This window comes from Sulfurivermis fontis (genome assembly GCF_004001245.1).
In the GTDB taxonomy this organism is placed as follows: domain Bacteria; phylum Pseudomonadota; class Gammaproteobacteria; order Thiohalomonadales; family Thiohalomonadaceae; genus Sulfurivermis; species Sulfurivermis fontis.
This window is the reverse complement of sequence record NZ_AP018724.1, coordinates 2776389-2790442: the sequence shown is the minus strand read 5'-3', so window position 1 is coordinate 2790442 and position 14054 is coordinate 2776389. Positions and strand designations below refer to the sequence as shown.

Below are 14054 nucleotides of genomic sequence, written 5' to 3'. Positions count from 1 at the left end.
ATTCACTACCCGCGTAGTAAAGAGGACTGATCGATGTTGCTCATACCCGCCATAGATCTCAAAGACGGCAAGTGTGTACGCCTGCGTCAGGGACGAATGGAGGATTCCACGGTATTCTCCGACGATCCGGTGGCCATGGCGGCGCGTTGGGTGGAGGCGGGTGCGCGGCGACTGCATCTGGTGGATCTCAATGGCGCCTTCGAGGGCCGGCCGATGAACCGCGACGTGGTGCATGCCATTGCCGCGGCCTTCCCCGACCTGCCGATCCAGGTGGGTGGCGGGATCCGTGACGAGGATACAGTGCAGGCCTATCTCGATGCCGGCGTGCAGTACGTCATCATCGGCACCAAGGCGGTGAATCATCCCGGTTTTGTCGGTGATCTGTGCGCCGAATTTCCCGGTCATGTCATCGTTGGCCTCGACGCCAAAGAAGGCAAGGTGGCGATGGACGGTTGGTCAAAGCTGTCCAAGCACGATGTTATCGACCTGGCACGGCACTTCGAGCAGGACGGTGTGTCGGCGATCATTTACACCGATATCGGCCGTGACGGCATGATGTCCGGCGTCAATGTCGAGGCCACGGTGAAACTGGCGCAGGCGGTGTCGATCCCCATCATCGCCTCCGGCGGCATTACCAATCTGGATGATATCCGCGCCCTGTGTGCCGTGGCGGACGAGGGCATTACCGGAGCCATCACCGGCCGCGCGATCTATGAAGGTACGCTGGACTTCGCAGCAGGCCAACGTCTGGCCGATGAACTTTGTGGAGAAAAGTGACAAGTTCCAAGTTGCAAGTCCCAAAACGATGGTCTTGCTTGCAGCTTGTCACTTGCAACTTGTGACTGAATAATGGGTCTAGCCAAACGCATCATCCCCTGCCTCGACGTGGACAACGGCCGCGTCGTCAAGGGCGTCAAATTCCTCGACATCCGCGATGCCGGTGATCCGGTGGAGATCGCGCGCCGCTACGATCAGCAGGGTGCTGATGAGATCACCTTTCTCGATATCACCGCCTCCTCTGACAATCGCGCAACCATGGTGCATGTGGTGGAGCAGGTGGCCGGCGAGGTGTTCATTCCCCTTACTGTCGGCGGCGGCATCCGTACCAGCGCCGACATCCGCCGCATGCTCAATGCCGGTGCCGACAAGGTGGGTATCAACACGGCGGCTGTATTCAATCCGGAATTCGTCAAGGAGGCGGCCGATCGTTTTGGCTCGCAGTGCATCGTCGTTGCCATCGACGCCAAGGGCGTGAGCGCGGCGGGCGAGCCGCCGCGTTGGGAGATATTCACCCACGGCGGGCGCAAGGCTACCGGCATCGACGCCGTGGAGTGGGCGCGGCGCATGGTCGATTACGGCGCCGGTGAGATCCTGCTCACCAGCATGGACCGCGACGGCACCAAGTCCGGCTTCGACCTGGCCTTGGTGCGTGCGGTGTCGGAGGCCGTGCGCGTGCCGGTCATCGCCTCCGGCGGTGTCGGCAATCTGGATCACCTGGTGGATGGTATCGTGCAAGGCCACGCCGACGCGGTGCTGGCCGCCAGCATCTTCCATTTCTGCGAATACACCATCGCCGAGGCCAAGCAGCGCATGGCCGCTGCCGGTATCGAGGTGCGCCTGTGAGCGAGGCTTGGCTCGACGAAATCAAGTGGACGGACGACGGCCTGGTGCCGGTGATCGCCCAGGAGGCGGGGAGCGGCCGGGTTCTGATGTTCGCCTGGATGAACCGTGAGTCGCTGGCGCTGACCGTGCGCGAGGGCCGCGCCGTGTATTGGTCGCGCTCGCGCGGCAAGCTGTGGCGCAAGGGCGAGGAGTCCGGTAATGTGCAGCGCGTGAAAGAGATGCGTCTCGACTGCGATAACGACGTCATCCTGCTCACCATTGAGCAGGTCGGAGGCATCGCGTGTCACACGGGACGCCACAGCTGTTTCTATAAGATTTTCGACAACGGCCAATGGCGGAGCGTCGATCCGGTCCTGCTGGATCCGCAACAGATATACAGCAAGCCCTCATGAGCGATATCCTTAAACAGTTGGCGGAAATCCTGGAACAGCGCAAAGGCGCCGATCCGGACAGCTCCTATGTGGCCAAGCTGTATGCCAAGGGTTTGGACAGCATCCTGAAGAAGGTTGGCGAGGAGGCCACCGAGACGGTGATCGCCGCCAAGGGCGGTGACCCGGCGCAGGTGATCTACGAGACGGCCGATTTGTGGTTCCACTGTATGGTGATGCTCAAGCACCTGAATCTGGAGCCGCAGGCGGTGCTGAACGAACTGGAGCGGCGTTTCGGCCTGTCGGGGCTGGAAGAAAAGGCAAACCGGACCAACTAAGGAAGGTCTGAATAAGTCCATCCTGGACTTCTCAGACCACGCCAAGCGAAAAGTGTGATTTTCGCTTGGCTTCATTTTTCAACGACTTATCGTCGTTGAAAAATGGCGGCACATTCCTGTGCCGCGGTAGCTCTGAACTTATTCAGAGCTACCCTAAATCAGGTCCAGTGAAGCGCAATACTTAGAACTGTGGCAGTGCAGCGCTGCCGACATTACTACCATCGTGGAGAGTTGAATCATGGCACCGAGTATCTGGCAACTGCTTATCGTACTGGCAATCGTCATCCTGCTGTTCGGCACCAAGAAGCTGCGCAATATCGGCAGCGATCTGGGCGGGGCTATCAAGAACTTCCGCAATTCGATTAAAGACGGCGAACAACAGGCGGCGGCGCAGGAAGGCGAAAAGTTGGAGGAGAAGAAGGAAGGAACCGTCATCGAGGGGGAGTCCACCCGCGAGAAGGACAAGGCCTGAGTTTCAATGCTGTCAGGTGTGGCGCCAGCGGCGGATGCCTGATTCCTTTAACATAAAATCGGAAACAACATGTTCGACGTCGGCTTCTGGGAGCTGGTGGTTATCGGCATCGTGGCCCTGCTGGTGCTGGGACCGGAACGACTGCCGGCGGTCGCCCGTACCGCAGGGCTGTGGTATGGCAAGGTACGCCATTTTGTCGGTACGGTGAAGGCCGACATCGATCGTGAGCTCAAGGCCGAGGAACTCAAGCGTATCGTGCAGGAGCAGACCAAGAGTGAAGGTCTGTTCGACATGGTGGAGGAGGCCAAGGCCTCGTTGCAAGATATCAAATCCGGCTTGGACAGCGTGAATCGCCCGGTTGAGCTGCCCAGCCTGGAGTCTTCCCCCGATACCACATTAACGACCTCGCCGTCCGCCAAGCCGGATGGCGACAAAACGCCGACATGAGTGAGCGACAGACCAGCAGCGGCAGTAACGGCCCCGAACTGGAGCAGCCCTTCATTTCTCACCTGATCGAACTGCGTGATCGCATCCTGCGCGCGGTACTGGTGGTGCTGGCCATTTTTCTTGGCCTGTTTTATTTCGCCAACGACATCTATGCGTTGCTGGCCGAGCCACTACTGTCCCATTTGCCGGAAGGTGGCTCGATGATCGCCACCGAGGTGGCTTCGCCGTTTCTTACCCCCCTCAAACTGACCCTGGTGGCGTCCATTTTCATCGCTATCCCCTATCTGCTGTACCAGATGTGGGCCTTCATCGCGCCGGGGTTGTATGTCCATGAGCGGCGCATGATTGTGCCGTTGCTGCTGTCCAGCACGCTGCTGTTCTATGCCGGCATGGCCTTCGCCTATTTCGTGGTATTCCCCCTGGTGTTCGGCTTCTTCACTTCTGCAGCACCAGAGGGCGTGGCGGTGATGACCGACATCAACAAGTACCTCGATTTCGTGCTCACCTTGTTCTTTGCCTTCGGTGTCGCCTTCGAGGTGCCTGTTGCCACCATTTTGCTGGTATGGATGGGGGTGGTGACACCGGAGAGCCTGACGGCCAAGCGTCCCTACATCATTGTAGGCGCCTTTGTCATCGGCATGCTGCTGACGCCGCCCGATGTATTTTCCCAGACCCTGCTTGCCGTGCCGATGTGGATTTTGTTCGAGATCGGCGTGTTCTTTGCGCGCTACTACGTGCGCAAGAGCCCGGAGGAGGAAGACGACCTCGATAGCGACGAAAAGATGGAGGCTGCCCTCGATCGCTATATTCATGACGAGGAAGCGCTGCGTCGAGAGCTGGAGGTCTGGCAGGGCAACAGCGACGAAACCGACAAAGGCGACAAGCCGAAGGAATGAGCCGCTCTGCTAGTCGGTTGTGGTTACGCGATGCAGCAGGCGGTAGACCACCGGTATCAGTAACAGGGTCACCAGCAGCGAAGTGGCGAGGCCGAAGATGATGGCCACGGCCAGCGGCTGCAGCATCTCGGAGCCCTCGCCCAGTCCCAACGCAAGCGGCGTCATGCCGGCTACCGTTGTCAGGGTTGTCATCAGAATCGGGCGCAGGCGCAGACGCGCGGCAGTGACGATGGCCTCACGCAGCGGAACGCCTTCACGGCGCGTAATCTCCACATACTCCACCAACACGATGGCATTATTCACCACGATGCCGGCTAGCATGATCATGCCGAGCCATACCGGCATGGACAGCGTCAGCCCAGTCACCAGCAGGCCGATTGCCACGCCCAGCGCTGCAAACGGGATAGACAGCAGGATCACCAGTGGATTGCGCAGCGATTCGTATTGCACCGCCATCACCACAAACACCAGGAAGATGGCGAGAGATAGCAACAACATCCCTAGCTTGCGGCCTTCCGTCAGCGCCTTCAGTTCGCCGCCGTCATACCAGGTGTAACCTTCCGGCAGTACAACACCGGCCATCGCCTGATGAATACGCCCATAGGCCTCGCTGAGTGAGGTGCCGGCAACGAGACTGGCGCTGATCTCGACGATACGGCGTTGGTTGTCGCGGCGTATCTCGGCCGGTGTGGCCACCAGGGTTACACGAGCGACGTCGCCGAGGCGCAGAGGCAGTCCGTTACCGCTGTACAGCACCAGTTCTTCCAGGGCGCGCGGGGTATCCACCTCACGGTGTGGTAGGCGTAGCCGCACATCGATGCTGCGGTCGCGCTCGATGAAGTCGGTGACGATCTCACCTTCCAGGGCGCGTCGTAACGTACGTCCGACTTCTTCGGCGTCGAGGCCCAGTGCTGCGGTACGTTGCCGGTCGAGTGTGATGGCCAGTTCTTGACGTTGCTCTTCTGCCGAGTGCATTACATTGCTCAGGCCTGGAATGTTCTTCAGGCGGCCGACAACATCGTCGGCGAGCTGCGCCAGAATCTCCAGGTCCGTGCCTTGAATACGGATGCTGAGGTCATCGTCACCGCTGCCGATGCGGATACCACGAATGCCGCGGCTGCGCATGCGTACGCGTACCCCAGCCAGCTCTTCCCTAGCCACGGCTTGTTGCATACGGACAATCCAGTCATTGCTACTCATGGTCCGCTGGCTGCGCGGCACCAGCTGAATCATGATCGAGCCGCTGTTGCTGGACTCACGTTCGGTACGACCGAAAATGAACCCACCAATAGTGGCAAAGGCGCTGACCACCTCCGGTTGGCGGCGGAACAGTTCTTCCAGGCGGTGGGCACTGCGATCCATTTCTTCGACGGATACACCGGGGTCCGCAGTGAGGTAAACCTGGATCTGACCATCATCCATGCTGGGAAGAAATTCCTGTGGACCGCTGAATACGGGCAGGGTCAGCACCAGCGCAGCCAGCAGGGCCGCGACCAGCAGTGTCTGTGCCCACAGGTGATCGAGCAGCCAGGCAACCACGCCGGCATAGCCTTCCTGTAGTTGGTTGATTAGGCCATCGACGACGCGACGCAGGCGCCCGCTGTCGATATTGTGTACCTGTACCGCAAGAGCCGGCACCAGGGTCAATGCCACCACCATGGAGGCGAGAATAGCGGCGGAGATGGTGAAGATGAGTTCGCGGAACAGCAAGCCGACCAGGCCACTGATGAACAGAAAGGGCAGCACGGCAGCGAGATTGGTGGAGGTGGAGGCGACAATTGCGCCATAAATCTCACTGGCGGCTTGGGTACCCGCCTCTACCGCTGCCTTGCCTTCACGCTGATGACGTTGAATGTTTTCCAACATCACGATGGTGTTGTCCACCAGCATGCCTACACCGAGTGCCAGACCGCCCAGCGTCATCATGTTGAAGGTCAGATCACCGAGTCCCATCAGCACGAAGGTCACCATGATGGCGAGCGGGATGGCACTGCCGATGATCAGAGTGCGGCGCAGGTTGCCCAGGAACAGGTACACCACCGCCATCGCCAGCAGTGTGCCTGACAGTGCGGCCTGGGTGGCGCTGTTGAGGGCATTGCGCACATAGATGGATTGGTCGTCGACATTGAAGATTTCGGCATCCTGCAGCAGCAGTTTATTCTGGCGCAGCCAGGCCATGCGCTCTTTCACGGCATCGACCACGGCGACGGTATTGGCCGTTGGCTGTTTCTGAATGGAAATTTTCACGCCGGGCGTGCCATTGAGGCGCACCTTGATGCGTTCATCGCTATGGGTATCCAGTACCTGCATGACCTCATCGAGGCGAATGGTGGTGCCATCCTTGAGGCGCAGGGGCAAAGCGGCGATCTCCTGCACGTTCTGAAGGCGTGCCGCCGTGCGTCCACCGAGCTCGCGCCGCTCCATGGTAAGGCGCCCGGCCGGCAGTTCCACGTTGCCGCGTTGCAATGCAGTGATGACGTCGTTCAGGGAAAGGCCACTGGCGGCCAGACGCTCCTGATCCGGCAGCAGGTGGATTTCCCGTACCAGACCACCGCCGACCTCCACGGCTGCCACGCCGGGGAGGTTGAGGAACTGCTTGGCAAAGTCATAGTCTACCCAGTCGCGTAATTTGACTGGATCTAGCGTCGTTGAACTGACGATGAATTCCGCTACCGGTATCTGCGAAGGGTCACGCTTGAAAATGATGGGCGGGTCGATCGTGGTAGGGAGGAAGCGCTTGGCACGATCCAGTCGTGTGCTGGCGTCGCGCAGTGCGATGTCGATGTCCTTGCCATAGTCGAACATCAGCTCCACCGAGCTGCTGCCTTCGTTGGTGCGCGATTGCACGCCGATGGCGTCTTCCGTGATCGCCAGCTGTTCCTCAAGCTGGCGGGTGATGCGGTCTTCCATGATGTTGGCCGGAACGCCGGGATCGAGAACCCGCACCTGAATTTCCGGATAGATGATTTGCGGCAGGAGGTCGACGGCGAGGCGGCCGAGGGCGAAGAAGCCCAGTACCACCACCGTCAAGGCCAGCATGCTGACGCCAATGGGATGCTGGATGGACCAGGCGGCAAGACCGCCATGCGTAGTGGTTCTGCTCATGAGGTGGCTGGCATGGCGTTGACGCTTTTGACCTTGCGGCCCGGTAGCAGGCCGAGGAAGCCCTTGGTGACGACGCGGGTGCCGGTATCGGGGCCGGACAACAGCTCGATATCTTCACCCAGGTGCATGCCACTGACCACGGCATGGCGTTGTACCTTGTCGTCGGCGTCGAGGGTAAAGACAAATTCGCCGCTGTTGTCACGGCGCAGGGCGGAGAAGGGGATGACCCGACGCACCTGCGGATGCCCGGTAAACAGGATGCGGCATAGCTGCCCCGGCCGCGCCGCGGCCGGCACAGGATCCAGCGCCACTTCCACCACTCCCTGGCGTGTGCTGGCATCAATGGAGGGGTGGATGCGCAGGATGCGCCCCGGATGGGGGGCGGTGCCGAGCGCATCGATATGGATGCTCACCGCATCACCTACTGCCAGGAACGGTAGCAGCAACTCCGAGACACTGGTGGTGGTCACCAACGAGTCGAGATCGGTGAGGGTCAGCACATGGGTGAATTTGGGCACGATGTCGCCGGGCTCTGCACGGCGTTCGCTGATCACGCCGGCAAAGGGCGCGCTGATCCGCGTGTAGCCGAGGCGGGTGCGCAGCAGTTGTTCTTCGGCAAGGGCGATATCCAGAGCCGTACGGGCACGGGCCAGTTCCTCGTCGCTGATGAGATGATTGCGGCTGAGGCGTTCCAGCCGCCCGAGATCCAGCTCCATCTGACGGCGCTGCGCCTCGCTCTTGCGCAGCTCGGCTGTCAGCAAGGTGTCGTCCAGTTGCAGGAGCAAATCGCCCTGACGGACGGCATCACCGGCAAAGTAGGGCAAGGCGACGATGCGCCCCTCCTCCTGGGACAGAATCTGTATCTCGCGCTGGGCGCGCAGCGAGCCGGTGCGGGTGGCGGTGGCGGCAATCTCTTCGCTGCGCACCAGCGCTGTTTCCACCATATGGTCCGGACTGTTGGCCCTGCTGGCATTGGCAGGTTTGTCTTCGCCGGAGCATCCGGCGGTCAGGGTGGCGGCGATGAGAAACAGGAGGGGCAGGGGACGGCGCATGAGGGGAGATTTCCATGGCATGGGAGAAGATTAGCCGAAAAGCCGGGTCGAGAACATCTTGTCAAGGAGTATCATTGCCTTGCAATATGGGTTACAACAAAAACAAAGCCATAGAGCGGGAGGGAAAGAATGCTCCATCAATGGATGCGCAAGGGACTGGGAATCGTCCTGGGGTGTTGCTTGGCCAGTGCGGTACTTGCCAAGGATGAAATCGTGTTTTCCACGGCGCCGACCCAGACACCCGAGCAAACCATCAAGCTTTACACGCCATTAATCAATTACCTGAGCCAGGTCACCGGCAAGCAGTTTGTCATCAAGCCGGCCCGGAACTATCTCGAATACAACAACGGTACCCTGCAGAATGCCTATGACATGGTATTCGACGGTCCTCACTATACCGCGTGGCGTATGGAGCGCCAGGGTGCCATACCGATAGCCCGCCTGCCCGGGGCCATCAGCATCGTGGTGGCGGTGCGCGAAGACAGCAATATTCGCCAGTTGGATGACCTGATTGGCCGCAATGTGTGTGCCTTCAGTTCGCCCAACATGTTGACCATGGATTTTCTCAATTATTTCCGCAATCCGGCTCGGCAACCGGTGCTGTTGCGTGTGGAGGGTTTCAAGGAAATCAACGAATGCCTCAAGAGCGGCCGTGGCGATGCCGCGGTGCTGCGCGATCAGGTGTGGGCAAAGCAGGATCAGACCGGCCTGCGGCTGATTGCGCATGCTTACCGCAAACATCCGGAACGGACCTTCTCGGTCGCTGCGGACATTGAGCCGGAATTACGTGAAAAGATTGCTGCGGCGCTGATCAGCGAGGAGGGCAACAAGGTGGCGGCTCCCTTGCTGGAGGTATTCAAAAAGGAGAAATTCATACCGGCCTATCCGGCTGACTATGAAGGGCTGGGAGAATTGCTGGCGCCAGTGTGGGGCTTTCAGTAACGCTGACCGCTGGTGCGGGAGGAGAAAGCGGGGGGCTTATGCCCCCCGTTTTGTGTGGTGGGCCCACCAGGACTTGAACCTGGAACCAAAGGATTATGAGTCCTCTGCTCTAACCAATTGAGCTATAGGCCCCGGAAACGCAGCGCGCCCGAAGGTGACCCTCCGGGCGCGCCTAGTATACCCAGCAGCGGGCCTTTGATCAGCCTTCCGAGTCGAGGAAGCTACGCAGCTGTTCCGAGCGGCTCGGGTGACGCAGTTTGCGCAGTGCCTTGGCCTCGATCTGGCGGATGCGCTCGCGGGTGACATCGAACTGCTTACCCACTTCTTCCAGGGTGTGGTCGGTGTTCATGTCGATGCCGAAGCGCATGCGCAGCACCTTGGACTCGCGTGCAGTCAGGCCTTCCAGTACCTGCTGGGTGGCCTCGCGCAGGCCCTCCACGGTAGCGTACTCCAACGGTGACATGACATTGCTGTCCTCGATGAAATCGCCCAGATGCGAATCTTCATCGTCGCCGATGGGGGTCTCCATGGAGATCGGCTCCTTGGCGATCTTGAGTACCTTGCGCACCTTGTCTTCGGGCATCTCCATGCGTTTGGCCAGCTCTTCCGGGGTGGCCTCGCGGCCCATTTCCTGCAGCATCTGGCGGGAAATGCGGTTCAGCTTGTTGATGGTTTCGATCATGTGCACCGGGATACGGATGGTGCGTGCCTGGTCCGCAATCGAACGGGTGATGGCCTGACGGATCCACCAGGTGGCGTAAGTGGAGAACTTGTAGCCACGGCGGTATTCGAACTTGTCCACCGCCTTCATCAGGCCGATGTTGCCTTCCTGAATCAAATCGAGGAATTGCAGGCCGCGGTTGGTGTATTTCTTGGCGATGGAAATCACCAGACGCAGGTTGGCCTCCACCATCTCCTTCTTGGCACGACGTGCCTTGGCTTCACCGATGGACATCTTGCGGTTGATGTCCTTGATGTCGGTGATGGACATGCCGCATTCCTGCTCCAGGGCGATGAGTTTTTCCTGGGTCTTGCGCACATCGTCGGCGACGGCCTGCAGATCCTTGGCATGGCCCTTGCCGTTCTTGATGTGCTTGTCCAGCCACTTGAGGTTGGTCTCGTTGTCCGGGAAGGACGTGATGAACTCCTTGCGCGGCATGCGGCCTTTGCTGACACACAGATCCATGATCACGCGTTCATGGGTACGGATGTGCTCCACCAGTTCGCGCAGGTTGGCCACCAGACGATCGATCATCTTCGGTGCCAGCTTGAACTCCATGAAGGCGGCGGTCAGTTCCTCGCTCAGCTTCTTGGTGCGGGTATGTTCCTTGCCATGTTTGCCCAACGCAGCCACCAGCTTGGTGTGCAGGTCGCGCAGGTGGTCCATGCGCACACGGACTTCCTCAATGTCGAGGCCGGTGTCGGCGGCCTCTTCATCGCCGCTGCCTTCAGCCTCTTCATCCTCGTCGTCATCACCGGAATCGGCCTCCAGCTCGGCGTCTGCGTCGATATTTTCCGGCAATTCTTCGGCCGGGGTGTCCACATCCATGAAGCCGGTGACGATGTCGCCCAAGCGGGCGCCACCGCTGGCGATCTGGTCGAATTCATTGAGCAGCGTGGCGATGGTTTCCGGATGGGAGGCCAGCGCCTCCAGCATCTGGTTCATGCCGTCTTCGATGCGCTTGGCGATCTTGATTTCGCCCTCGCGGGTGAGCAGTTCGACGGCGCCCATCTCGCGCATGTACATGCGCACCGGATCGGTGGTGCGGCCGAATTCGCTGTCCACCGAGGCCAACGCGGCGGCGGCCTCCTCGGCCACATCTTCGTCGTCGGCGGTGACGGGGTTGTCGGAAATCAGCAGGCTGTCGGCGTCCGGTGCATGTTCGTGCACCAGGATGCCCATGTCGTTGATCATGCCGATGATGTCCTCGATCTGTTCCGGATCGACGATGCCATCGGGCAGGTGGTCGTTTACTTCGGCATAGGTCAGGTAGCCCTGTTCCTTGCCCTTGGAAATAAGCATTTTCAGCTGGGATTGCTGATCTTGATCCATCATCTCGGTGTTACCTGCATACTGTACGCCCCATCCTTGAGGGCAGAATGAAGCGAAAAATCGCGTGATTATATACTATAGCCGGCTAGCTCCAAAGCAGCCCGGGCCGACATCCGGGTCCACGCTAGTTGTTACCTTTAACTAATTGACAGTACTCGTCTTTTTCTGCCTGACTGAGTGAGCCGAAGCGTTGCTCCAGCTCCAGCCGGCGTTGCCGGCGCAGCTGCTGGAGCAGGCGGGCGACGGTGTCGCTGAACTCCTGTTCCAGGTTGTCCTGCTCCGGCGACAGCAGCATGTCGCGCTGCGCCAGGGCAAACAGATGCTTGCCCTGGTCACTTCCGCGCCAGTGTTCCAACAAGGCTCCTGTGGTTAAATGCGGGTGCTGTTTGAGCAGTTCAAGCATTTCCACCAGCAGCGGCGTCCCCGGCAGTTGCAGACCGACCAGCCGCTGCGGTTCCCCCACCAGCTGTGCCAGGGCCGGCCGTTGCAGCAACAGGCGGATGGCGCTACGCACCAGCGAGGGTTGTTGCCGGGGGGCAGCGGGCGGCCTGGCAGGCCTAACGGCGGCGGCCGGTCGCGCTGCAATCACACTTGGCGCTTCACCGCCCAGCATGCGCTCCAGGGCATCCCGCTCCATGTGCGCCAGCTGCGCCAGGCGATCCAGCATCAGGTGACGGTAGACCCCCGGGGGTAATTTCGACAGATACGGCCGGCAGAGTTCCACCAGCCGCGCCCGCCCGTCCAGCCGGGTGATATCGGCCTGCCTGCCCATCTGCTCGAAGAAATATTCCGACAGCGGTTGTGCCTGCGCGATCCGCTGCTCAAACCCATCCCGGCCGATACTGCGCACCAGGGTGTCCGGGTCTTCCCCCTCCGGAAGGAACATGAAGTGTAGTTGATGTCCTTCGCGCATCAAGGGTAGTGCATTTTCCAATCCACGCCAGGCGGCATCGCGGCCGGCGCGGTCGCCGTCGAAACAGAACACCACTTCCGAAGTGGTGCGGAACAGACGCTCCAGGTGCTCCTTGGTGACGGCGGTGCCGAGGGTGGCGACGGCGTTGCGGATGCCGAACTGGGCCAGGGCCACCACGTCCATGTAGCCCTCGACCACCAACAGGCGCGGGATCTCGCGCAGGGCCTGCTTCGCCTCGAACAGGCCATACAGTTCGCGGCCCTTGTGGAAGATGGGGGTCTCCGGCGAGTTGAGGTACTTGGGTTCGCCCTTGTCCAGGATGCGGCCGCCGAAGGCGATGACGCGGCCGCGGTAGTCGCGGATGGGGAACATGATGCGGTCGCGGAAGCGGTCGTAGCGGCTACCGTTGTCCTTTTCGATCAGCATGCCCACGGTGAGCAGGCGGTCCTGCTGTTCTTTGTCGGTGCCCAGCGCCTGGAGCAGGTTGTCCCAGCCGTCGGGGGCGTAGCCGATGCCGAAGGCGGCGGCGATCTCGCCGGACAGGCCGCGCTTTTTCAGGTAGTCGACGGCGCGCTGGCGCTGCGGATGGCGGCGCAGTTGCTGCTGGTAGAACTGTACGCTCTTTTCCATCAGCTCATACAGCGGCTGTGGCGAGGGGCCGCGCGGCGCACTGTCGCCGCCTTCACGCGGCACCGTGAGGCCGATGCCGGCGGCCAGCTTTTCCACCGCCTCGACGAAGTCGAGGTGTTCGTATTCCATGAGGAAGCCGAGGGCGGTGCCGTGGGCGCCGCAGCCGAAGCAGTGATAGAACTGTTTGCTCTGGCTGACGGTAAAGGAGGGGGTTTTTTCGTTGTGGAACGGGCAGCAGGCGACGTGCTCGCGGCCCTTTTTCTTCAGCGGCACGCGCGCGTCGATGACATCGACGATATCGACGCGGCTGATCAGCTCGTCGATGAATTGCTGGGGAATGCGGCCGGCCATGGGCCTTATTCTAGGAGGTTAAAAGAAACACGGCATCTTCCGCCCTAGGGGAAAACGCCGGGAAACTCAGGCGGAGAGCCGGACCTTGAGGCGGGCGCTGACGGCGCCCATGTCGGCGCGGCCTTGCAACTGGGCCTTGAGCGGCCCCATCACCTTGCCCATGTCCTTGGCTGAGGTGGCGCCGGTGGCGGCGATGGTCTGTTCGATGATGGCATCGATCTCGGCCTCGGAGAGCTGGGCCGGCATGTAGGTCTGGATCAGGTCCAGCTCGGCCTTCTCCTTGCCGGCCAGATCGGTGCGGCCGGCGGCCTCGAACTGGCTGATGGAGTCGCGGCGCTGCTTGACCATTTTTTCCAGCACGGTCAGCACCTGGGTATCGTCCAGGGTGATGCGCTCGTCCACCTCGCGCTGCTTGATGGCGGCGAGGATCAGCCGAATGGTGCCGAGGCGCTCCTTGTCCTTGGCGCGCATCGCCTCCTTCATGTCGGCGTCGATGCGCTGCTTGAGGGATTCCTGGCTCATGCCGCGAAGGGCCTCGGGTGGAAAAGGTCGGCGGAGTCTTAGTACAGGCGAACCAGACGGGACTGCTGACGCTGCACCTTCTTCTGCTGGCGCTTCACCGCGGCAGCCTTCTGGCGCTTGCGGATGGAGGTCGGCTTCTCGTAGTGCTGGCGCTCGCGCACCTCGGCCAGGATACCGGCCTTCTCACAGCTGCGCTTGAAGCGACGCAGGGCAAAATCGAACGGCTCGTTCTCTTTGACGCGGACAGACGGCATGAAACTTCCTACCTCGAAATAAAGGCCGCGGGGCGGCCGGGATACAGTGAACGCGCAATTCTAATGATCCCCCGGCCAAAATGCAAAG

Annotated in this window: 14 protein-coding genes and 1 tRNA gene; 8 read left to right on the top strand and 7 right to left on the bottom strand. The window is 60.7% G+C overall.

Features of this window, described 5'->3' with window-relative positions:
- Positions 1-33 precede the first annotated feature (33 nt).
- From hisA to tatC, 7 genes are all read left to right on the top strand, one after another.
- Positions 34-777 carry a 1-(5-phosphoribosyl)-5-[(5-phosphoribosylamino)methylideneamino]imidazole-4-carboxamide isomerase gene (gene hisA / locus EP379_RS13950; RefSeq protein WP_127478384.1) on the top strand — a complete coding sequence of 248 codons (744 nt, stop codon included), beginning with the start codon at positions 34-36 and terminating at the stop codon, positions 775-777.
- 72 nt (positions 778-849) lie between these two features.
- Positions 850-1623, top strand: coding sequence for an imidazole glycerol phosphate synthase subunit HisF (hisF, locus tag EP379_RS13945; protein ID WP_127478383.1), 774 nt, complete (start codon positions 850-852; stop codon positions 1621-1623).
- Positions 1620-2015: a phosphoribosyl-AMP cyclohydrolase gene (hisI, locus tag EP379_RS13940; RefSeq protein ID WP_127478382.1), complete on the top strand. Its 396-nt coding sequence runs from the start codon at positions 1620-1622 to the stop codon at positions 2013-2015. The genes hisF and hisI overlap by 4 nt, the downstream gene beginning before the upstream one ends.
- Complete coding sequence (locus EP379_RS13935) at positions 2012-2329, top strand: phosphoribosyl-ATP diphosphatase (RefSeq protein ID WP_127478381.1); 318 nt, start codon at positions 2012-2014, stop codon at positions 2327-2329. Before hisI ends, EP379_RS13935 begins: the two co-directional genes overlap by 4 nt.
- Positions 2330-2567: 238 nt before the next feature.
- Positions 2568-2801 (top strand): Sec-independent protein translocase subunit TatA, encoded by a 234-nt coding sequence (gene tatA / locus EP379_RS13930; RefSeq protein ID WP_127478380.1) that lies wholly within the window; start codon positions 2568-2570, stop codon positions 2799-2801.
- Between the two features lie 69 nt (positions 2802-2870).
- The gene (tatB, locus tag EP379_RS13925; protein WP_127478379.1) at positions 2871-3248 is read left to right on the top strand and encodes a Sec-independent protein translocase protein TatB; all 378 of its coding nucleotides are present in this window, start codon (positions 2871-2873) and stop codon (positions 3246-3248) included.
- Positions 3245-4144, top strand: a complete 900-nt coding sequence (gene tatC, locus EP379_RS13920) for a twin-arginine translocase subunit TatC (RefSeq protein WP_127478378.1) — start codon at positions 3245-3247, stop codon at positions 4142-4144. The genes tatB and tatC overlap by 4 nt, the downstream gene beginning before the upstream one ends.
- A 9-nt stretch (positions 4145-4153) precedes the next feature.
- On the opposite strand, the gene EP379_RS13915 is transcribed toward tatC, so the two are convergent.
- Together EP379_RS13915 and EP379_RS13910 are read right to left on the bottom strand one after the other, a co-directional pair.
- Entirely contained in the window at positions 4154-7249 is a 3096-nt protein-coding gene (locus tag EP379_RS13915) for an efflux RND transporter permease subunit (protein WP_127478377.1), read from the bottom strand.
- Entirely contained in the window at positions 7246-8301 is a 1056-nt protein-coding gene (locus EP379_RS13910; RefSeq protein WP_172600496.1) for an efflux RND transporter periplasmic adaptor subunit, read from the bottom strand. The genes EP379_RS13915 and EP379_RS13910 overlap by 4 nt, the downstream gene beginning before the upstream one ends.
- A gap of 129 nt (positions 8302-8430) precedes the next feature.
- On the opposite strand from EP379_RS13910, the gene EP379_RS13905 reads away from it, so the two are divergent.
- On the top strand, positions 8431-9243 hold the full coding sequence (locus EP379_RS13905; protein WP_127478375.1) for a phosphate/phosphite/phosphonate ABC transporter substrate-binding protein: 813 nt from the start codon (positions 8431-8433) through the stop codon (positions 9241-9243).
- Between the two features lie 55 nt (positions 9244-9298).
- Here the strand turns inward: EP379_RS13905 and EP379_RS13900 are convergent.
- The 5 genes from EP379_RS13900 to rpsU all read right to left on the bottom strand — a co-directional run bounded on the left by EP379_RS13900 (position 9299) and on the right by rpsU (position 13966).
- Positions 9299-9375 (bottom strand) — tRNA-Ile (locus tag EP379_RS13900).
- Between the two features lie 67 nt (positions 9376-9442).
- Positions 9443-11299, bottom strand: coding sequence for an RNA polymerase sigma factor RpoD (rpoD, locus tag EP379_RS13895; protein WP_127478374.1), 1857 nt, complete (start codon positions 11297-11299; stop codon positions 9443-9445).
- A 121-nt stretch (positions 11300-11420) separates the two neighbouring features.
- Complete coding sequence (gene dnaG / locus EP379_RS13890) at positions 11421-13190, bottom strand: DNA primase (RefSeq protein WP_127478373.1); 1770 nt, start codon at positions 13188-13190, stop codon at positions 11421-11423.
- 66 nt (positions 13191-13256) lie between these two features.
- On the bottom strand, positions 13257-13712 hold the full coding sequence (locus EP379_RS13885; RefSeq protein ID WP_127478372.1) for a GatB/YqeY domain-containing protein: 456 nt from the start codon (positions 13710-13712) through the stop codon (positions 13257-13259).
- 38 nt (positions 13713-13750) lie between these two features.
- Positions 13751-13966, bottom strand: coding sequence for a 30S ribosomal protein S21 (gene rpsU / locus EP379_RS13880; RefSeq protein WP_127478371.1), 216 nt, complete (start codon positions 13964-13966; stop codon positions 13751-13753).
- Positions 13967-14054: the final 88 nt, after the last annotated feature.